This window comes from Yersinia sp. LJYL362, assembly GCF_048323875.1.
Map to the genome: position 1 here is coordinate 1 of NZ_JBLWEX010000294.1, position 20,905 is coordinate 20,905.

Here is a 20,905-nt window from a genome sequence, read left to right on the forward strand (position 1 = left end):
AAGAGCTATCAACGATAACGCTTTAAATATGAACCACTTTACTCAAGATGTCGTGCATAAATAGGTCTGTACCACAGGCCGAGACGCATTAACTCATGACCGGCTTTTAATAGCAACTCTTTTTAGCAGGCAAACGGAAGATTCTTGTTTACATGACTAAAATAAAACCAAAAAAGCTATTTATTATACTCTTGCTGTTCGGTATTAGGCAGAATAATCAGTAAAAACATTGTAAATACTCCCCAACACTTATCCTGGTTTTAGCATCAACAAAGTCAAAAAAACCTTCAATCGCCTGTTTTGATTCTATTTGCAGCTTGATGCTGAAAATTTATCCTTTGAATTTGCTATGATAAGCCGTCACCTATCCTTGAGATAAATACATGAAACCCAAGTCTGCCACTTTAGATGATGTTGCACGCCAGGCTGGTGTTTCCTATCAAACCGTATCACGCGTTTTAAACCAGGCCCCTCATGTCTCGCTTAAAACCCGTCATAAGGTTGAATTGGCTATGGTTGAGCTGAACTATGTTCCTAACCGGGTCGCCCAGCAATTAGCCGGTAAACATAGCCTGACACTCGGGCTAGCCACCACCGACCTTTCTTTGCATGCGCCCTCGCAAATAGCTGCCGCAGTAAAAAGGAAAGCCCGTGAACTGGGGTATAATGTGGTTATCGCCATGGCTGATGACCACGGCGAACACGCCTGCCAGCAAGCTATAAACGAGTTACTGGCTCAACGTGTTGATGGGATTTTAGTCAATGTTCCTTTGAAGCCCAAACGCAGCCAGAAAATTACCGAACAATGTGCTGATACTCCGGTACTTTTTCTTGATGTTGACCCACAGTCTGCTGCATTCAGTGTTCTATTTGATCCTAAAATAGGCGCAATTCAAGGTGCCAACCACCTCATTGCATTGGGCCACCAGAAAATAGTGCTTATTGGCGGGCCCAAAGACGCGATTTCAGCCCAATTACGTCATCAGGGCTGGTTACAGGCATTGACTCATGCCTCACTGACACCACAAGCAGTCTACTACGGAGAATGGAGTGCATTGAGTGGCTATCAGGCAACACAGAAATTGATTGCCAGCAATACCCCATTTAGCGCCATCTTGGTTGCTAACGACCAAATGGCACTGGGTGTCCTGCGAGCTCTGCATGAAATTAATGTCGATATCCCGAGGGAGGTTTCTGTTATCGGTTATGATGACACAGCGGACAGTGCTTATTTTCAGCCGCCACTCACCACAATCAGGCAGAATTTCAGGTTATTAGGGGAAGAGTGTGTATCCCGCCTAATCGTCAGATTACACCATACCATTGAGCCGCCTTCTCACTCGTTATCATTAGCAACTGAGCTGATAATCCGTCAGACCACCGCCCCGGTTAACCCCACACGGCACAAAAACGAATAAATGCGATCACTCTCGACTATTTAACCAACCGCTATTTACTTTACTTTCAGCTGAACTCATCTTGATGTCATTGCAATTGTGAGCGCATAACATTTTCACGATTAACTAATAGTGTTAGCGCAAGCAAGCTAACTTTCGTAAAAGATAAGGCTGAAATTATGACGGCACAGCAAGAAGTTAAACCGCAGGCTACACCAGCCTTATCGCAGATTCTGTTTCGCCGGGATTGGAAAAATCCGCAGATAACACAGTACAACCGCCTGGAAGCACACCCGCCATTTTACAGTTGGCGTCATCTCGATGCAGCTCAAAACGATGCACCTTCTCCGCAGCGGCAGTTACTCAATGGACAGTGGTCATTCAGCTATTTTACCCAACCAGAATCCGTGCCCGATGAATGGGTTGATCACGATTTACCAGAAGCTGTATCTATGCCAGTGCCTTCCAATTGGCAACGCCACGGTTATGACATCCCGATTTATACTAATGTGCAATACCCTATTCCCGTTGATCCACCACGGGTACCGCAAAATAATCCAACCGGTTGCTATTCATATAATTTCACCTTAGAGCCTGACTGGCTCTTATCGGGACAAACTCGCATTATTTTTGATGGCGTGAGTTCCGCTTTCTATCTCTGGTGCAACGGCCGGTGGGTCGGGTATTCCCAAGATAGCCGCCTACCCGCGGAGTTTGATCTCACTCCATATCTGAAAGCTGGAAATAACCGTATTGCTGTTCTCGTATTACGTTGGAGTGATGGTAGCTATCTGGAAGATCAGGATATGTGGCGGATGAGCGGAATTTTCCGCGATGTCAGCCTACTGCACAAACCAGATATTCATTTGCGGGATATTCACATCTCTACACATTTATCACCAGAATTTAGCTACGCACATTTAGAGGTAATGGCCGCCATTAACATTCCTCTACTCGATATTAATAACTCACAAGTAACGAGAACCTATCAAATCCAGGTTCAGCTCTGGCTAGCGGATTCGTTAGTCGCCAGTTTGCGACAGCCCCTGGGTACTCAGCCAATTGACGAACGAGGCCATTATACCGACCGCACTCATCTAAGCTTGCGAGTAGAACATCCTTTATTATGGAGCGCAGAACAACCTACGTTATATAGGGCTGTCGTCTCGCTACTGGATAGTCAGCAAAAACTGATAGAAGCAGAAGCCTATGATGTTGGCTTCAGGCAAGTCGCCATTCATCAAGGTTTGCTCAAAATCAATGGCAAAGCAGTACTGATTCGAGGGGTGAATCGTCATGAACATCACCCACAAACAGGGCAAGCTATTGATGAAGAAGGAATGCTGCAAGATATCATTCTGATGAAGCAGCATAACTTTAATGCCGTACGCTGCTCACATTATCCCAACCATCCGCTATGGTACCGCCTGTGCGATCGCTATGGTTTATATGTTGTCGATGAAGCCAACATTGAAACTCATGGGATGCAACCTATGGGGCGGTTGGCAGATGATCCACAGTGGTTTTCCGCTTTTAGCGAACGAGTTACACGGATGGTTCAGCGTGATCGTAACCACCCTTGCATTATTATCTGGTCATTGGGTAACGAATCTGGTCATGGTGCCACACACGATGCACTCTATCGTTGGATAAAAACCAATGACCCCACGCGCCCGGTACAATATGAGGGGGGTGGTGCGAATACTCAGGCTACCGATATTGTTTGCCCCATGTATGCCCGCGTAGATGAGGATCAACCTTTCCCGGCGGTGCCTAAGTGGGCCATTAAGAAATGGATTGGTCTACCGAATGAATCTCGCCCATTGATTTTGTGTGAATACGCCCATGCTATGGGGAACAGTTTTGGTGGATTTGCCCGCTATTGGCAAGCGTTTCGCCAATATCCCCGACTACAAGGTGGATTCGTTTGGGATTGGGTCGACCAAAGCCTTACCCGTAATGATGAAAATGGTCAGCCTTATTGGGCTTATGGCGGAGACTTTGGCGATAGCCCCAATGATCGCCAATTCTGCATGAATGGGTTAGTTTTCCCAGACCGTACCCCTCACCCCAGCTTGTATGAGGCGCAATGCGCGCAGCAGTTCTTCCAACTCTCATTGGTTAGCACCTCACCGCTGGTAATCAATGTAACCAGTGAATACCTGTTCAGAAACAGCGACAACGAACATCTGTACTGGCGCATCGAGTTAGCGGGTAAATCAGTTCTGGAAGGGAGTTTCCCGCTAGATCTATTACCTGAAAGCACACAACAATTCAGCCTAACCGAGCGATTACCCGCTATCAGTGGACCAGGTGATTTATGGTTGAATGTTGAGGTTAGACAGGTAAAAGAGACCGCATGGTCACCAGGTAATCATCGTTGCGCTTGGTCCCAATGGCGTTTACCACACTCTTTAACGGTCTTAGGTCACGGCTTAACTGATTCAGCTACGTCCAATAACCTCAAGTTGCACCAAGATACACAGCATATTACGGTGACCCACCAGCAACAACATTGGCAGTTTAATCGTCAAACCGGATTACTTGAACAATGGTGTGTAGGTGGAAAAAACAGGTTACTAACCCCATTGCGAGATCAATTTGTTCGTGCGCCGCTAGATAACGATATTGGCATCAGTGAAACAACGCGGATTGACCCAAATGCTTGGGTTGAACGCTGGAAAAAAGCGGGCATGTATCAACTGGAGCAACGTTGTTTATCACTACATGCAGATACATTGTCTCAGACAATACAAATCAGCGCGGAATATATCTACGAGTTTGCCCAAGAACAGTTATTACATACTCATTGGTTATACCGTTTTGATCAACAAGGGCGCATGACTATTGATGTCCGAGTCCAGGTAGCAACTTCACTACCCTCTTTAGCAAGAGTCGGCATGTGTTGCCAGTTATCTGATGTTTATGAAAATGTTGAGTGGTTAGGGTTAGGACCTCACGAAAACTATCCTGACCGTCAGCTATCGGCACAGCATCGTCATTGGTCGCAACCACTTGACCAAATGCATACTCCCTACATATTCCCCAGTGAAAATGGGCTACGTTGCAACACCAGGATGTTGAGTTATGGAAATTGGCAGTTAACAGGTCAATTCCATTTTGGTATCAGCCGTTACAGTACTCAGCAACTTATGGCAGCCAGCCATCAGCACTTACTTAGATCAGAAGCAGGTACCTGGCTAAATATCGATAGTTTCCATATGGGGGTGGGTGGTGATGACTCATGGAGCCCTAGCGTCCATGCTGATTACTTACTGACTAATGAGATTTATCAATATCAAGTCTGTTGGCAATACAAAGACTCAATCTGATGATAGCAACAGATTTTGTAACAATATAAACACAGAATTTCTAATACGCCCAGTTTCAGATTTATCCCTATATCGAACTTAAGGAAATATTCCTAGTATCAATATGTTCTAAACATCTCTTAGTCTCGCTTATTGCAATGCAACGAGTCATACATGTACTACTCCTTTGCAAATTTATGCGCCCACCCTATTGGGCGCTTTTTTTGTTTTCTGCTTTCACTCGCCGCTCTCTCCCTTTTGCGACCTTGTCATAACTTAAGCACATTCACTCCATGAATTATTTAGATTACGGGGCTAAGATAATTACTTCGTCATCGGCACAGCTCCTGACTCAGTATATTCATGTTACCAGAGGAATATTATGACATCGTTAACCCATCTCCCAGTGAACATGGTCGCCATTGAGATTACTCAGCCTGGTGGCCCTGAAGTCTTAACGCCCATTCAGCGCCCTACACCGATGCCCGCTGCGGGTGAAATTTTAGTGAAGGTTTCAGCCGCAGGAGTTAACCGCCCTGATGTCATGCAACGCCGAGGTCAATATGCTCCACCGCCAGGGGCCTCCGATATCCCAGGATTAGAAATTGCAGGTGTGGTAGTTGCAGTCGCTGCTGATGTCACGCGATTTAAAATTGGCGACAAAGTGTGTGGTTTAATCGCAGGTGGCGGCTATGCTCAGTATTGCGTTATCCATGAAACCAATGCCTTATTTATCCCGCCCAGTCTGACTGAAATCGAAGCGGCAGCATTACCAGAGACTTTCTTTACTGTGTGGACAAACCTGTTCCAACGTGGTCATTTCACAGCGGGTGAAACCGTATTGATTCACGGTGGATCTTCCGGTATAGGTACTACGGCAATATTGTTGAGCAAAGCATTTGGCGCAAAAATGGTTATTGTCACCGTGGGGTCAGAAGAAAAACGGCAAGCATGTCTGACATTAGGTGCCGACATCGCCATTAACTATCACACTGAAGATTTTGTCGCCGAAACAAAGCGAGCCACCGCAGGTAAAGGAGCTGATGTAATCGTGGATTTAATTGCGGGTGATTATGTCGCGCGTAACTATGAAGCTGCTGCAATGAATGGTCGAATTGTTCAAATTGGTACCCAGAATGGGCATGCCAAGGATCTGAATCTGATGTTAATGTTGCTAAAACGTCTGACTCACACCGGTTCAACATTGCGCTCACGTACCGTGGCAGAAAAAGCACTTATCGCTAAAGAGCTGGAACAACAAGTTTGGCCGTTGTTAAATGATGGGAAAATGAAACCACAGATCTTCCAAACGTTCCCGCTGGAAGATGCGGCAAAAGCCCATGAATTGATGGAAAGCAGCACGCATATTGGTAAAATTGTCCTGATCGCTTAAGGTTGTTCAGAACTACAATTGCCCGTACCATGAAAATTCATCAGGTGGAATCCAAGCATAAGTGCTTGTTTTCATCTGATGAATTAATAATAACTCCGCATTATTGCCTATTAGGCCATAACAGTTTTGCTAACTAATTAATCAAACTGATATACCTTAAATTTAACTTCTCATGTTATTCTATAACAAACCGCTATGGTTTAACTTATATGAGTTATTCATCACAAGGTCATAATTATGGACATAATTAAGAAAATATTAATCGATGACATCGCAAGAATAAATCAAAAAGAAAAAAGAGATGGTCGGTTAAAATTTAACAGCGATTTTGTCTACAAGCATCCCTATCTTTGCCTTGCAATGTTGATATCATACTTTTTTGTTCTAGTTTTAATGTACTTAACCCCTTACTTTGGTACTGGCTATATGGTTGCCTTTACCGCTTTCTTTGTTTTGATGTCTGCCGTGCTCATGATGGAAATCAAACCCGTGTTTAAATTTGAGGATATTGGTATCCTCGACTTACGTGTTTGCTATAACGGTGAATGGTTCTTCAGCCGTGCATTATCGACGCAAGCAATTGATGAAATACTAAATAGCAAAAATATCAGTGATGACTTTAAAATTCGCTTTAAACATATTATTAGCAATAAAGGCGAAATAGACTTCTATGATGTCTATGATTTAGCCTATCTGCAAAAAAAGTCGATGAGAACCAATGAGCCCAACCAAACTACCTCGTTGGCCAGTACCTCTGCTATCAGGCAATAATTATAAGCATCCTGTTTCATTTGACCCTGCTGAATCATCAGCAGGGTATACTAGAAAACTCACTTTTTATTGACCAAACCAATCATATTTTTCAGGAAAGAATCATCGGCAAATTAAAATGATGCCTATAATAATGTTATTGTTTTTAATAATAAAAGGCACATAGGCATGGACAAGATTGATGAACAATTGATTGCCATTTTAGCAAAAAATGCACGGATATCTCTGAAAGACCTCTCACAGCAAGTAAATCTCTCATCCCCGAGTACTTCCGAACGTCTACGGCGTCTTGAAGAACGTCATATCATTCGCAGCTACACACTCGATTTGGACCAGCAGGCATTCGGCTACAATTTGCAAGCTATTGTACGCGTCAAACCCTTAGCCGGAATGCTGCGCGTAGCAGAAGAGATGATTCAAGAAACTCCAGAATGTGTTGAGTGTGACAAAGTGACCGGCGACGATTGTTTCATCAGCCGCTTATATATTCATTCGATGGAACAACTGGATACTATCATTGACCGCTGGTCAGAATATGCCGAAATCCAGACATCAATCGTCAAATCCTCCCCAATCATGCGACGGTTGCCCCCCTTAATAAGGGGGCCCAGGGAAAGTAAAATCTGAAATCTGTACCCTACCCCTCATTTTATCTATAATAACGAGCTATTCTTTACCTGAATAAAATTATAGAAGCGAATAATTGATGAGTAATAATCAAAGTAATGCGTCAGATTCATCGATTCTTACGCTCCCCTATACCCGTTGGGACGAAGATAATGTGCAAAGCTCCAGTGCCGTCGAGGCTCTGGAGCAAGGTAAAGTACTTTTTCTACCCCATCTGGCGTTTGAACTGAGTGAACAGGAAAAACTACTGCTTAACCCCGCGCTGGTTGATACTAAACGCAAAAATATCAGTTTTAAACCGCTGGACGGCACACTAACTGGTGTGACTGATGAAAGCAAAGTAGCGTTAACCCGCCAGTTGCTGGAGCGCTATTATCAGAGTTGCCTGAGTCTGGTAAATCAATTACTACCGGAGTATACCTCTGCACTGCGCAGCCCGACCAATAGCCTACGCTTGCACCCCGTTACCGCCTGGCGCGATAAAACATCGTGGCGAAAGGATGATAGCCGCTTGCATGTTGATGCTTTCCCTTCGCGACCTAATTATGGTGAGCGAATCATTCGTATTTTTACCAATATCAACCCTGATAATGAACCCCGTTCGTGGCGTGTAGGTGAAGACTTTACGCAATTAGCCCGCCGCTATTTGCCGCAACTCGATAGCTATTCTCCTTTCAGCAGTTGGTTGCAGCATAAAGTTGGGATCACCAAGCGCCGCAGGAGCCATTACGATCATCTGATGCTTCAGCTACATGATAAAATGAAATCAGATGCCGATTACCAAAAAAATGGCAAGCAACAAGCTATTGATTTCCCAGCAGGTAGTAGTTGGATCTGTTTTTCAGATCAAACCCCCCATGCAGCGATGGGAGGACAATTTATGCTAGAGCAAACTTTCCTTCTGCCCGTTAAAGGGATGAAAGACCCCCAACAATCCCCGCTAAAAATACTGGAATCATTAACGCAGAAGCCACTGATATAACGCACCGCTTTCTGTTGTCGAGTGCCTACTGAAAATCCGCTGGCGAAGTAGATTTTCAGTAGGCATATTTTCCAAAAAAAAATGTTTATACGACTTGATCCCTGAGAAAAAAATAAATATCATTTTTCGCAGAATGTAAGCCAACTCCATAATACTTAGGTGTGAACATTGCGCCCGGCAGTTATTGAACCTTATCAGATAACTATTGGAGGTTAATATGGTTAAGGTCTATGACAGAAACAGAAACCAAATTATTCCTGGCAAACGTGTGATGGTCGCACAAACTGGGGAAATTGACGTAGCAAAAGCTATTCATACTGAAGGCCTGGCACCTGTACAGGCAGAGCGGGAGCCGGTTGTAGAGTTACAACATACCGGTGAGCGCTATGTGCCTTTCGATTTAGTCAGACTCGGTTAATCATATTTAAACTGTAGTAGTTAAACTGTAGTACTTCCGCTAATTGCAACATTGCTTTCAGTGCGTTAGTCACTTTTTCGCCGGAGTTTTCTATATTTACCAGAAAGCTCCGGTTTTTTTATTTATATAATGCCAGAGATTATTAAATCCCAGGATAATAACCGATACTAAACAGCCCATAGTGCAACATCCTATTACATGATGGGCTTTTATCTTACCCGATGGGTATTTATGAGCATTCGATAATCTCAGCTTAAATATGGCAAGCTGGCTCTATCACTTGGGCAACTTTCTTTTGGAAAGTCTCAAGTTGGCAAAGTTTGTTATCACCCTCGCTCTCACAACTTTCAATGGTAATTGGAACAATTTTAGCTGGATTATTTTTCAGATCTAACTTCTCGGCATTTCGCAGCTGATCCATCGTTTGATAGAACATTTTCACGGCGACATAGCGCTGATGATTATCTGGGTTCTGCCATAGCTCAAAGACTAATCCGCCCCCAGGCGGGGTATTATCAGGTTGTTGTGGTAATTGCCAATTGGCCCCTAACATACCAGCGATATTAGCAATATTGGTATCATGCCCGCCGAGGAACAACAATTTGGTTTGCGGTGACAACGGCAGTGTTTGCCCTTGGGCATCGCGTTGCAGCACTAATGCCGTATCAATTTGTTGCAACAGCGGAGTCCCTTTATGGCGAGCGATATAAGGTGTTTTGGCCATCAAATCAAATTGCGCATTGTGCAACGACAATAGCGAAACCCAGTTCTCTTCACCGCTGAGCCGATGCCATGCCACATCCGGCATAGCTTGTGAGTTTTGTAACAGGAAAATTTCGCCCAATGTCGACGATAGTGCCAATGGCCCACTCAGAGAAACTTTAGTACCTTCTTCGTTTACCTTAATTTCATTTGCCATAAAAGTGGCAAAATCACAGGTTTTTCCATTTTGTTGCAGTGACTTGCAATAAGGCGATGCAGCAAAATTCAGTACCTCGCCCATCTGGGCAAAGGGTTTGGCATAGCGCTGGCTCAGATCACTCAATGGCCCGCCCAATCGCTCCTCAACAGCCTGATGAGTTTTCGCTGAGTCCAGTTTACATACCCCCGCTTCGACGGTATGAAATAGCGGGTCAACTTTTTTCAAATCAGCCTGATAATGTACTTTCAGACCACAATCCGGTGCGATTCCATCCAAGAATGCCTGTCCGGTTAAGCGGGTTCGTTGGTCAACATCTGCCTGTGCATAAACGGAGCCATCGACCGGACACCCCGCAGACAACAACCCTTGGCTACGGAAATAATCACCATAAAACCCCCCCATCAACGTCACTAACTCAGCCCCTCGCGGTGTTAAATAACCCGCTTTTACTGGCCACTGGGGCCATTTATCAGGTGTGACATCATTCATTAGCTGGGTTTGTTTTGTCGGGGAGCGAACACCATGTCGACTCAAAATAACCACACGCTCTAATGTGTAGCCGGTCGGCGCTGTAACAATCGGGGCAGCGCCTGCTGTAAAACAGCCCATTATCAAAGTGACTGCGGATAAGTGCAGATATTTCTTTGCAACTGACATAATTTTATATCCTTATTAAAACTACGAATATTTTTGCCCTATCGAGTATGGTCGACGATCGCTGGCCTCACAATGCGGAAAAGCAACAAACATCCGCGTCAAATGGGATAGAAGGACGAAAAATTTTAAGCTGGAACGCGCTAAACTTGATTCGCTTCTCATTGTTAGAACGATATTTAGCCGATTATGTTATTAACGACACTAATACTTAAAGGAGGTATAAGCCCGCACTATCAATCCGGTCACTGACCGGACAGTATTTAGCGCAATAGGGTTGATGGAAATAGCCTGTCATCCAGCGGCTATACATACAAATTATAAGGAGTCTGACATGCGGAAAGCAGGCGATATCGACAGAGTCATGTCGGCCAGACAACTTCCCAATAAAGCCGTAGCCCTGATTCTTGCAGGCGGCCGCGGTTCACGCCTTAAAGACCTTACGTCTGTCCGAGCAAAACCCGCTGTTCACTTCGGCGGAAAATACCGCATTATCGACTTCGCACTATCAAATTGCCTTAATTCAGGCATTCGCCGTATCGGTGTGATAACTCAGTATCAGTCTCATACCTTGGTGCAACATATCCAACATGGCTGGTCATTTCTCAGTGAAGAGATGAACGAGTTTGTTGATTTGTTGCCGGCACAACAACGTCAAGGACGAGAACATTGGTATACCGGTACCGCAGATGCTGTTTTCCAGAATCTGGATATTATCCGCCGCTATCGTGCTGAATATGTTGTGATTTTGGCAGGCGATCATATCTATAAAATGGATTACTCGCGCATGCTGCTCGATCACGTAGAAAGTGGTGCGGCTTGTACTGTAGCTTGCATTGAAGTCCCCAAGACGGAAGCAACGGCCTTTGGTGTGATGGAAGTCTCCGAACAGCTACAGGTGAAAATGTTTTGGGAAAAACCTGAAGATCCTCCTACTCTGCCTGGTAAACCCAATAGTAGTCTGGCCAGCATGGGGATTTATGTCTTTAACGCAGAGTTCCTGTTTGGTCTGCTTGAAAGCGATCACGCGGACGAAAATAGCAGCCATGACTTTGGCAAAGATATTCTGCCGAAAATCACCGAACAGGGTCATGTTTGGGCACATCCGTTCTCATTATCTTGTGTTTCCACCTCGCCCGACGCCCCTGATTATTGGCGTGATGTCGGGACGTTAGATGCCTATTGGCAAGCTAACCTCGATCAGGCAGCTATTACACCAGAGCTGGATATGTATGATTCACATTGGCCAATACGCACCTATGCGGAGCCATTGCCACCGGCAAAATTTGTTCAGGATCGCTCTGGTAGTCATGGCATGACCATGAATACCTTGGTGTCCGGTGGCTGTTTTATCTCCGGTTCCGTGGTAGTCAACTCGGTACTATTTTCCCGAGTGCGAATCAATTCGTTCTGTAATATTGATTCTTGTGTATTACTACCCGACGTCAATGTAGGCCGCTCTTGTCGGTTGCACCGCTGTGTCGTAGACCGCGCCAGTATTATCCCCGAGGGCATGGTCATTGGCGAAAACGCTGATGAAGATGCTCGCCGTTTTTATCGTTCTGAAAGCGGTATTGTCTTGGTTACCCGAGAGATGCTGGCGAAGCTATAGCGCTGGGATGTTATTAATTCAGGGTCGGGCAGACATGGACAAGCAGGGAATAATTTATATAATCAGCCCAAACGAATAAAAGGGTCTGAATATGTCATTTACTGAATGGGTGATTTTAGGTGTGGTGATGGGTTGTGCCGTTGGTGCCTTACTGAAAATTTTTGGCAAGAAAAAAGACAGCTAGCCCTCTCAGTTCCCTCATTAATTCAAAAGCGGCCATAATCGGCCGCTTTTTGTGTTAACTGACTCATTGCTATTAACGTGTAACCGGTACAGTAACTTCGGGTTGTACAAAGCCATAGCGACTCAGTGGTGTGACTTTCACTGAAGTGGGTGATGACTTAATGGCAAATTGTTTGGTTTGGCCCGGCATAATATAAGGGCTGCCCAAAGGAACAACCTCATTACTTGGGACTAAAATCACCTGAGGGCCAAGGCGAACCACATGCTTGCTCGGGTTTTTAATCATTAAGTTATTACCTGAGATGGATAAAACCAATTCTTGCCATGGGGTTTTAATCTGTGGCACAGAATTTGGCTGGATAAGAAAACCAATTTCCTGACGTATTGGCATTACAGTCGCATTACCCGGCACCTGCTCAACACCTTCAAACGAAGCTTTTAACAGAACTTCTGAATCCAATGCGGTGCCTTTCTTCAATACAAAGTTAACTTGCTGGCTTTGCCCGGCATCAATTCGGGTTACCGGTGGGGAAATCAAAATTTGCTTACTCAGATTTTTGCCATCCAAGTCGACCAATTTAGTCACCAGCAATATTGGGTTTGCCGATGTGTTTTCGATAGTAAAGCTGGTGCGACCCTCATTTTCTTTTAAAATAACCGTAGTGCTTTCTAATTTGAAAGATGCATAGGATGCCAAACTCCAGCAACTTAACAGCACCAGTAAATTAAACATCAAAAATGATTTAACACGTTTGATGAGATGAGTGTATGCAGTCATTGCACCAACACTGCCATTATTAACCATGATATTTTTCATAATAGATCCTATGTCTAAAAAATCGTTACTGAGTATCTGCTTGCTCGACAATATTTAAAATCAATGACATACAGCGTCGGCAACTTCATACAATGCATCCGGGTCAAATTTCTCCGGCTCAACATAACTCACAATACATTCACTGCGGTTGGTAGCCTTAACACGCAAAGCTGCCCCAATCGCTTTGTTTTCCAACATAAAGTTGCCATCACCAATAATCGTTCCCAGGAAGTTGCCCTTTTCGTCGAGCACGTTAGCGCCTATCGGCAACATTTCACCATTACTATCACGAATACTGAGCAGCAACTGGCGGGTCTCGGTTGCTTCAAAATTACGGGTTGCCACTGTGCCGCGTGTCATCTTCAAATCTGCACTGGTGCTGTTAAGACGAATATTCAGTGGTAGTGTTTTGGTGCTTATCTGTGCTTTTGATGCCGTGTAAGGCATCACGGATGGCAATAAGGCGGTTCCAGCATAATCGGTGATTGACGTTCCGCTACTAGGCGAAGAAACACGTAAATCAGATTGGCTAGGCACATTTATCACCGCAAAGGTATCGCCGATTGCCGATGAAGACGTCGCAAAGGTGTTATTCGCATAAGCCATTGATCCATTTGCCGAAACATAAGCTGACCGGCTATTGTTAGTGGCCTGAGAAACCCCACCAGCCAGTTGCGAATACGCCGTGTTCATATTCAGTGCCCCATTAATACGCCGCTGACTATCACTACCTGTTATACCGACCTGATACCCTTTGTTATCACCCCAACGGCCTTGGTAAGTACTACCTAAGGTCATATTGCCATTGTTGCGTTGCATCCGCCCGCTGAGGGATCCATTACCCAATGGCATATTGATGCCAATGTAGACTGAATTTTGCCCCTGCGAAGTTGACTGAAAACTTAGCGTGGTAGTCACTCGGCCAAATTGTTCGCTCGCAGAAAATGTATGGGAAACACTGTCTGCGGCCTGATAATACATATTATTAGACAAAACGTAGGAAAATGCGCCCCAACGAGGATGCGCCCAGGATACGGCGGCCGATGTCGAGTTCTTCAGTTTGCCGTACTTCAGTTCATTCAGATTATTGCCACTGCTCAGGGCATTATCCGGCGACCAATAGCTCGATGAGTCATATAATGTCGACAATGAAGCGCTTAAATTGCCATTAATGGCTACCTGATTTTGTAACGTCAGCTGATACCCCTGCCCGGCATCTTTGGTATTAGAGTAACTTGCCGCCGCTGAAAACCAGGCACTCTCCAGCCCGCTATAAAGATTTTGTACACTGAGATTTTGATAATCAGGGGAAACCAGCCCAGCCGAAGTGACACGCAATGCATTTACCGGGCTAAAAGAGACCTCACCCGATGCTAATAACGGCGATTTAGTTTCACTTTCATTCAAACTATCCCGATAACGGCCCAATCCCAGTTGGTATGTGGTCGCCTGCTGTTCAAAATTAGGGTCAAGAGAATTTGATACCGTAAAATGCTGCTGGGTACCATCTTCTTCAATCACATCAACATCAGTAACCACGCCACTGGAAAAATTACTGATATTGGACAACGAGAATGGCCCCGGTGGCACGACGGTCCGGTAAATAACACGTCCACGTTGGCGAATTTCAATAGTGGCGTTGGTATTAGCAATCCCTTCAATGGGCACCACCAGCTGTGTATTATTCAGTTGAGCATTATCGGAATATAGTTGGGTACCTACGATCGGCAGGCCCGAATAAGTGTCACCGACTAAACCAAATTCACCCAGCTGCACGACTGATTTCAGTGATTCCACCGCGCGTAATGCGTAGGTTTCCTGATTATCGTAGTGGCCTACCCCTTGATTATAGGTATAAGAACCCCGGTTACGCAGTACCCAGTTATACAGATTAATACCCGGCTGAAACTGCCCTTGAAATAAATTAAGATTATCGCTATTAGTTTCGATCCGCTGGCCGAACAAATTGTAATTCAGTAATAAGGCATGACCGCCACTTTGGTAGTCACTGCTTTCCATTTCGGGATCAAATGCCTCTTGCGGCAAGGTCATTTCCACACGAAATTGACCAGGGAATAACTTTATTGCGACACCCGGCCACAAAGCTTCAAGATTTTCACAGCTATCGCCACTGTCTTTATGACGCAACTTCAGTGCAATGAGTAAGTTACGATCCACACACAAATTACCTTCACTGTCGAAGGTGGCTGCAATATGGTAGGTTTTATTGGCATTAACAATGATAGCGACATCATGCTGACCGGGTAAAAATTTATCTTGCTGGCTAAAAAAATTCGCTAATTCAGCCGAATACCCCAATCCTTCCAGTGTTTTTATATCAAACGTCACTGCCCCCTCTTTTGTGGCGGCAAAAGCCGCTACAGAGAAAAGAGATAAGAGGAATGCTGTAAACGAAAACGATACGCAACGCGCAAACACAGTGGTGTCCTTAAAAGTAAGGAAAACAGATGAGTGAAGAAGCAATATTGTTTTATACAATAAAAAGTACACAAGGCTATTAAGAATCGAAAACAACCTTGTGTATAGGATTTTTATGAATTAAATACCAAAAGAAAAATTCATTGTAGCAGAACCATCAATATTGATATTTTCAGTGATGGCACCACCCATGGTGGTTGAGCCTGCCAATGTCGGTATTACTGTAAAATCGGCACTGAATACTTTACCTGCTTTCGCTGTGGTGGCATTTTCAGACCAGCCAAAACGGAAGTTATTGGTTAATGTTTCCAGAGTATGCCCACCCTGCAATACGTTATTCGCATCGATAAAATACAGTAAGCTGCTGATACCATCGACCGTAGCATTGCTCATCGTCGTTTTATAAAAACCCAGTTTCCCAGTACCATTCACAAAACCCAAACCAAAGTTATGAATAGTGCTATCACTAACAGAAGCTTTACGGTTATCTATCGCGGTTAAGCTCAGATACGTCAGGCTATCACAGGTGACCGTCCAGGTTTTTGTGATTGATGGCAATACTGTTACTGCGGTACCACTTTTTACCTGGCTTGCTGAAATCTCACCGACATTATAAATACCGCCATCAGGGGCATTGATAGTGCAAGTTGGAAGACCAATCTTCCCTTTAACCTTCAATTCAGCAGTCGGTGCTGCCGCATGGGCGGTCACGCTTAATAGAAAAGAAGATAAGATGGCAGAATTTATAATCAGGCTTTTCATAGCGATTAAATACCAAATGCGAAGTTCATCGTAACTGAGCCATCAATATTCGCATCTTCGGTAATTGGGCCGTTCATTGCTGTCGTACCTGCCAGCGTTGGAGTCACTTTGAAGTCAGCACTGAATACCTTGCCCGCGATTTGTGTGTTTGTCCCAGCGATAGACCAAGCCCTGCGAGGGCCGTTCGTAGCTAATACCAATGACTGACCACCTGTGCCAGCAGTACCACTGGTAGAAACACTAAACACAGATGTTTGAACACCATCAACCATTGGGTTACTCATTGCTAATGTGTAATACCCTATTTTCCCCGTACCATTGATAAATCCTAATCCATGGTTACTGGTACTAGAAGTATCACTGACAGAAGAATTTCGGTTATCAACAGAACCAAAACTCAAATAAGTTTGAGAATCGCATGCAACTGACCAATTTTTAGTCATCGTTGGCAATGCTGTAGTGGTGACACCCGATTTCACATTCGTGGCTGAAATCTTACCTAAATCGTAAATACCACCATCTGGGGCGATGACGGTACAACTTGGCACTCCCAATTTACCCTTAACTTTTAATTCTGCCGAAGGCGGAGCCGCCTGTGCTGCCACAGATAAAATTATTGAGGTAAAAAGAGTGAATTTGAAAATATACGTTTTCATAAAATGAGAACCACTCGGATACATTAATGTTATTAGCACTTATTCTGAAATAGAGCTTCAGGCAAAATAAAGGGCAGAAATATAAGTCTGCCCTTATTTTATACCCTGATGTACGGGTAATTAGATACCGAATGCAAAGTTCATAGTCATTGAACCGTCGATTTCTGCATCTTCAGTGATTGGGCCAGCCATAACGGTAGTACCACCCAAAATTGGGCTAACGGTAATATCAGCAGTGAACACTTTACCAACGCTTTGGGTGTTGGCAGCTGATGACCAACCGGTACGCATACCCGTGGTCAGGTTAGCAAAAGTAGTGGCGGTGAAGACTGCGTTTGCAGAAGAGAATAGGTTAGATGGTTTACCATCAACAGTACCATTCTTAATTTGCGCCATGTAGTAACCGATTTTACCGGTGCCATTCACGTTACCCATACCAAAGTTAGTCGTACCCGCAGTACTGACAGATGCTGCGCGGTTATCCACTGGTGTAAAGTTAAGATAAGTTTCCGCATCACAGTTTACTGTCCAGTTTTTAGTGATTGGTGTCAGTGCGGTGGTGGTCGCACCTGATTTAATCAAAGATGAAGATAATTTACCAAAGTCGTAAACACCATCATCCGGTGCATTCACGGTGCAGCTTGGCACAGTTAAAGTACCGATAACTTTTAATTCCGCAGTAGGTGCTTCTGCATTGGCAGCGTTAATACCAAAAATCAAAGAAGACAGTACAGTAATTTTAGCCAGTTGCTTTTTCATTTAAATAATCCTGATATATAATGTTTATCGCGTTGCGATACCCAAACTTTATAGGCCTAGTGCCTGGGAGTTGAATTCATTTTTAATATGGTTGATCCAAATCAAAATATGAGCTCAAAATTTATGCTGCTATTAAACGATTTAAGACTTTCCTTGTATATGAGACTTAGGGCTGACTTGGTGTAGGAAAGGTCTTACGCATCGACGCTTTATCGCATGATTTCGGTGAATAAAATCCTTTAATCTGTGCTTAATTAAGAAAAAACCAGAGAATATCTCGAAGGGATAATTTATATAAAAATATAAATGCATGCTAAATCAATAGATTAAATTAACCATCCTATCCCCAGCTCAGACTCATTTTTATATTGTATAGCCAGTACTATCCGTGGAAATATAAAAACAGCATTCCAGCGGTCACTGATTAAAATCGAAAACCTGCTTTAGCCATTATATTTGTGATTAACTATATCTTTTTCCATTTTCATCACAGTTAAATATTGAGATGGTGTGTTATTTAAGCCAATTCCCTCATCGTAACTCTAAGCTAATTTTCAACTTTACTATCCAATAAAAAGCATATTGGATCAGTATCTTACTAAGCGCACAGCCCTTTATACTCAGAACATTATGACTTTTATGATGGTAATACCCGATGGATTATTATCTCGGAATTGACGTAGGAACCTCAAAAGTAAAATCAGTACTATTTGACACCCATTTTAATGAGTGTCTGGTTGCATCGGTCGATAACCTCACTCTATCGCCCCATTCCGGCTATGCAGAACAAGATATGCAAAGCCTTTGGCTTGGGGTGGTTTCCACCTTGAAAACGGTAATGAACTCGCCTTTATTACGGCAAAATAAAATTCGTTCTATTGGCATAACCGGGCAAGGAGAAGGTGTCTGGTTAGTGGATAAACAAGGGAGACCGGTGCGTAATGCTATCTTGTGGAGTGACACGCGTAGCGCTGCATTGGTTGAGTATTTTAAGCAAAAACCGGGTCTGGAAGAGCAACTGTTCGCCATCAGCGGCACGCCATTATTGCCGTGCAATAGCAGCATGATCCTCCGTTGGTTACAGCAATATGAACCTGAAACATTGGCGCAAGCAGACCACTTCTTTTTTGCCAAAGACTGGATTCGCTATCAACTGACCGGGGAATCCTGGCTAGAAATCAGTGATACCGGTACCTCATTACTCGATTTGCAGCGCGGTGAGTTATCAAATGAGGTTCTGTCGCAACTAGGAATAACGCATACTGCCCGATTATTCCCCCCGTTGTTGCCATCAGCTGCTATTGCAGGCCACATCACCACGCAGGTCGCGCAAATTACCGGATTAGCAGTGGGTATCCCTGTTTGTGCCGGTGCGCTGGATGTATCGGCAACCGCACTAGGAATAGGGGCAGTGAATCATGGCGATGTGTATACCATCCTTGGCACCACTTGCTGTACCGGCATTATTTGCAATGATCTCAAACGTATTAATCGGCAAACCCGCTTTGTCCCTCATGCGTTAAGTGGCAATTATATCAATCTATTTGCTCTGCAATCTGGCACTCCCAATATTGATTGGGCGCTGTCAGAACTCACCGACAGCAAGGATTTCTTGCAAACCAGCAGCCAACTTGAGGCCGTGCCAGCCGGTTGCGGTGGAGTATTTTATCAGCCCTATATCAATGGCGAACGGGCACCATTTTACAGCCCATCAGCGCGCGCCGGTTTTTTCGGTATCAGTCAACACACCACTGACAGCCACCTGTTACGAGCGGTTTTTGAAGGTCTGGCGTATGCCATTAAGGATTCTCTCGCTGATTATCCTGCGGGTGGGCGTCTGTACTTGGCTGGTGGCGGTGCGGCCTCCAGCTTGTGGTTGCAAATTATTGCTGATTGCACTGGCCGCGAGGTCGTCACCCGGCAAGTAAAAGAATTGGGTGCCCGCGGGGCCGCCATGTTGGCAGCCCAAGCCATCGGACAAACGGCTTCTCTGGTAGATTCACTCGATAACATCACGACCTACACACCCGACCCACAACAAATGGCTATCTATAACGCGCTTTACCCAGTTTTCCGTCAGCTACGCGATGCGCTACAGCCCGTATGGCAAGCCAGAGAACAGGCCTTAAGCCAACTTAATGGCGCTAAATATCCTCCTCCTTCTCAGGACAATCTATGAAAACGCTTTTTACCGCAGAATATGCCGGCAGTCTGGACCATTTCCATCAGCTTGGCGAATTGGTTATCAGTGGTTGGGCGGCAGGGAAACCCAAACTGAGTGAGGAACAGTTGATTGCACTCGGCCACGATGCTGATTTTCTGGTCACCAGTTATGACGATATTACTGCCCGGGTGATTAAAGCTTGCCCGCAACTGAAGCTCATTGCCTGCACTCGTGCCAATCCGGTCAATATTGATGTGAATGCGGCAACAGAGCGGGGAATTCCGGTTATTTATACTCCGGGGCGCAATTCTGATGCGGCGGCAGAATTAACGATTGCACTGATGCTGAATCTGGCTCGCCACATTCCGCAGGCGCATAGCGCTCTGAAGCAGGGGCAATTCACGGCAACCACGCCGGGCAATGCTGGGCTTAAAACCGATGTAGTGTGGGATGTGACCAAAGACAGCCCTTATGAAGTGTTTAAAGGGGTGGAATTACGCAATAAAACTTTGGGGATTGTCGGTTATGGCAGTATTGGACAGCGCGTTGGGCGTATTGCGCGAGCTTTCGGCATGCGGCTGTTGGTAGCCGACCCTTATGTTTCAGCGGTCGAATTGGACGAACCAGGCATCCACAAAACCACATTGGAGCTGCTCTTTAGTCAGTCTGACTTTGTCACTCTACATGTGAAAGTCACCCCACAAACCGAAGGATTAATTGGTATGCACTTGTTTTCATTAATGAAACCAGAGGCTTATTTTATCAATACTTCACGCGCGGCGGTGGTCGTTGAGCAACATTTAGTTGATGCCTTGCGCCACAAACAACTGGCTGGTGCGGCGTTAGACGTCTATGCCCATGAGCCGATCCACGCCAATCATCCTTTTATTCATGAGTTTGATAATGTGGTTATCACCCCACATATTGCCGGTGCTACACATGAGACGCTGGTTAAACATACGGCTATGATTGCACAGGATATTGAACGTTTTCTACGCAATGAGCCTTTATTATATCGCTATAACTGAGCCGGCTATA

General features: G+C 44.7%; 16 protein-coding genes. 10 read left to right on the forward strand and 6 right to left on the reverse strand.

The genetic code is table 11. The features are described 5' to 3' along the window. The first annotated feature begins 383 nt into the window (after positions 1–383). The 7 genes from ACNSO8_RS20695 to ydfZ all read left to right on the forward strand — a co-directional run bounded on the left by ACNSO8_RS20695 (position 384) and on the right by ydfZ (position 8,899). Complete coding sequence (locus tag ACNSO8_RS20695) at positions 384–1,418, forward strand: LacI family DNA-binding transcriptional regulator (RefSeq protein WP_046695184.1); 1,035 nt, start codon at positions 384–386, stop codon at positions 1,416–1,418. 158 nt (positions 1,419–1,576) lie between these two features. Then, positions 1,577–4,729 carry a beta-galactosidase gene (locus ACNSO8_RS20700; RefSeq protein ID WP_050160623.1) on the forward strand — a complete coding sequence of 1,051 codons (3,153 nt, stop codon included), beginning with the start codon at positions 1,577–1,579 and terminating at the stop codon, positions 4,727–4,729. Between the two features lie 361 nt (positions 4,730–5,090). Continuing rightward, positions 5,091–6,101 carry an NAD(P)H-quinone oxidoreductase gene (locus ACNSO8_RS20705; RefSeq protein ID WP_046051176.1) on the forward strand — a complete coding sequence of 337 codons (1,011 nt, stop codon included), beginning with the start codon at positions 5,091–5,093 and terminating at the stop codon, positions 6,099–6,101. Between the two features lie 237 nt (positions 6,102–6,338). Beyond that, positions 6,339–6,872, forward strand: a complete 534-nt coding sequence (locus tag ACNSO8_RS20710) for a YlaC family protein (RefSeq protein ID WP_019082856.1) — start codon at positions 6,339–6,341, stop codon at positions 6,870–6,872. Between the two features lie 168 nt (positions 6,873–7,040). Then, entirely contained in the window at positions 7,041–7,499 is a 459-nt protein-coding gene (locus ACNSO8_RS20715) for an Lrp/AsnC family transcriptional regulator (protein WP_263700528.1), read from the forward strand. A 79-nt stretch (positions 7,500–7,578) separates the two neighbouring features. After that, positions 7,579–8,481, forward strand: a complete 903-nt coding sequence (locus ACNSO8_RS20720) for a Kdo hydroxylase family protein (protein ID WP_268215669.1) — start codon at positions 7,579–7,581, stop codon at positions 8,479–8,481. 217 nt (positions 8,482–8,698) lie between these two features. Further along, the gene (ydfZ, locus tag ACNSO8_RS20725) at positions 8,699–8,899 is read left to right on the forward strand and encodes a putative selenium delivery protein YdfZ (RefSeq protein ID WP_019082853.1); all 201 of its coding nucleotides are present in this window, start codon (positions 8,699–8,701) and stop codon (positions 8,897–8,899) included. A 253-nt stretch (positions 8,900–9,152) separates the two neighbouring features. On the opposite strand, the gene ACNSO8_RS20730 is transcribed toward ydfZ, so the two are convergent. Beyond that, complete coding sequence (locus ACNSO8_RS20730) at positions 9,153–10,478, reverse strand: AppA family phytase/histidine-type acid phosphatase (protein WP_263700526.1); 1,326 nt, start codon at positions 10,476–10,478, stop codon at positions 9,153–9,155. A 331-nt stretch (positions 10,479–10,809) separates the two neighbouring features. On the opposite strand from ACNSO8_RS20730, the gene glgC reads away from it, so the two are divergent. Next, positions 10,810–12,087, forward strand: a complete 1,278-nt coding sequence (glgC, locus tag ACNSO8_RS20735) for a glucose-1-phosphate adenylyltransferase (protein ID WP_011816633.1) — start codon at positions 10,810–10,812, stop codon at positions 12,085–12,087. 256 nt (positions 12,088–12,343) lie between these two features. Here the strand turns inward: glgC and ACNSO8_RS20740 are convergent, their stop codons facing one another. From ACNSO8_RS20740 to ACNSO8_RS20760, 5 genes are all read right to left on the reverse strand, one after another. Further along, the gene (locus ACNSO8_RS20740) at positions 12,344–13,048 is read right to left on the reverse strand and encodes a fimbria/pilus chaperone family protein (protein WP_373368297.1); all 705 of its coding nucleotides are present in this window, start codon (positions 13,046–13,048) and stop codon (positions 12,344–12,346) included. 99 nt (positions 13,049–13,147) lie between these two features. Further along, the gene (locus ACNSO8_RS20745; protein WP_418395763.1) at positions 13,148–15,526 is read right to left on the reverse strand and encodes a fimbria/pilus outer membrane usher protein; all 2,379 of its coding nucleotides are present in this window, start codon (positions 15,524–15,526) and stop codon (positions 13,148–13,150) included. Positions 15,527–15,646: 120 nt separating this feature from the next. Beyond that, positions 15,647–16,288, reverse strand: a complete 642-nt coding sequence (locus tag ACNSO8_RS20750; RefSeq protein WP_050122731.1) for a DUF1120 domain-containing protein — start codon at positions 16,286–16,288, stop codon at positions 15,647–15,649. Positions 16,289–16,293: 5 nt separating this feature from the next. Further along, positions 16,294–16,944 carry a DUF1120 domain-containing protein gene (locus tag ACNSO8_RS20755; RefSeq protein ID WP_408576993.1) on the reverse strand — a complete coding sequence of 217 codons (651 nt, stop codon included), beginning with the start codon at positions 16,942–16,944 and terminating at the stop codon, positions 16,294–16,296. A 120-nt stretch (positions 16,945–17,064) separates the two neighbouring features. After that, positions 17,065–17,703: a DUF1120 domain-containing protein gene (locus tag ACNSO8_RS20760; protein ID WP_019080883.1), complete on the reverse strand. Its 639-nt coding sequence runs from the start codon at positions 17,701–17,703 to the stop codon at positions 17,065–17,067. 655 nt (positions 17,704–18,358) lie between these two features. On the opposite strand from ACNSO8_RS20760, the gene ACNSO8_RS20765 reads away from it, so the two are divergent. Then, the gene (locus ACNSO8_RS20765) at positions 18,359–19,882 is read left to right on the forward strand and encodes an FGGY-family carbohydrate kinase (RefSeq protein WP_418395764.1); all 1,524 of its coding nucleotides are present in this window, start codon (positions 18,359–18,361) and stop codon (positions 19,880–19,882) included. After that, positions 19,879–20,895, forward strand: coding sequence for a 2-hydroxyacid dehydrogenase (locus ACNSO8_RS20770; protein WP_418395765.1), 1,017 nt, complete (start codon positions 19,879–19,881; stop codon positions 20,893–20,895). The genes ACNSO8_RS20765 and ACNSO8_RS20770 overlap by 4 nt, the downstream gene beginning before the upstream one ends. The last annotated feature ends 10 nt before the right edge of the window (positions 20,896–20,905 follow it).

Coding starts and splice junctions, on each gene's coding strand:
- ACNSO8_RS20765 (WP_418395764.1), top strand. CDS start 18,359: ATGGATTATTATCTCGGAATTGACGTAGGAACCTCAAAAGTAAAATCA.
- ACNSO8_RS20740 (WP_373368297.1), bottom strand. CDS start 13,048: ATGACTGCATACACTCATCTCATCAAACGTGTTAAATCATTTTTGATG.
- glgC (WP_011816633.1), top strand. CDS start 10,810: ATGCGGAAAGCAGGCGATATCGACAGAGTCATGTCGGCCAGACAACTT.
- ACNSO8_RS20770 (WP_418395765.1), top strand. CDS start 19,879: ATGAAAACGCTTTTTACCGCAGAATATGCCGGCAGTCTGGACCATTTC.
- ACNSO8_RS20750 (WP_050122731.1), bottom strand. CDS start 16,288: ATGAAAAGCCTGATTATAAATTCTGCCATCTTATCTTCTTTTCTATTA.
- ACNSO8_RS20755 (WP_408576993.1), bottom strand. CDS start 16,944: ATGAAAACGTATATTTTCAAATTCACTCTTTTTACCTCAATAATTTTA.
- ydfZ (WP_019082853.1), top strand. CDS start 8,699: ATGGTTAAGGTCTATGACAGAAACAGAAACCAAATTATTCCTGGCAAA.
- ACNSO8_RS20720 (WP_268215669.1), top strand. CDS start 7,579: ATGAGTAATAATCAAAGTAATGCGTCAGATTCATCGATTCTTACGCTC.
- ACNSO8_RS20760 (WP_019080883.1), bottom strand. CDS start 17,703: ATGAAAAAGCAACTGGCTAAAATTACTGTACTGTCTTCTTTGATTTTT.
- ACNSO8_RS20715 (WP_263700528.1), top strand. CDS start 7,041: ATGGACAAGATTGATGAACAATTGATTGCCATTTTAGCAAAAAATGCA.
- ACNSO8_RS20700 (WP_050160623.1), top strand. CDS start 1,577: ATGACGGCACAGCAAGAAGTTAAACCGCAGGCTACACCAGCCTTATCG.
- ACNSO8_RS20730 (WP_263700526.1), bottom strand. CDS start 10,478: ATGTCAGTTGCAAAGAAATATCTGCACTTATCCGCAGTCACTTTGATA.
- ACNSO8_RS20705 (WP_046051176.1), top strand. CDS start 5,091: ATGACATCGTTAACCCATCTCCCAGTGAACATGGTCGCCATTGAGATT.
- ACNSO8_RS20695 (WP_046695184.1), top strand. CDS start 384: ATGAAACCCAAGTCTGCCACTTTAGATGATGTTGCACGCCAGGCTGGT.
- ACNSO8_RS20710 (WP_019082856.1), top strand. CDS start 6,339: ATGGACATAATTAAGAAAATATTAATCGATGACATCGCAAGAATAAAT.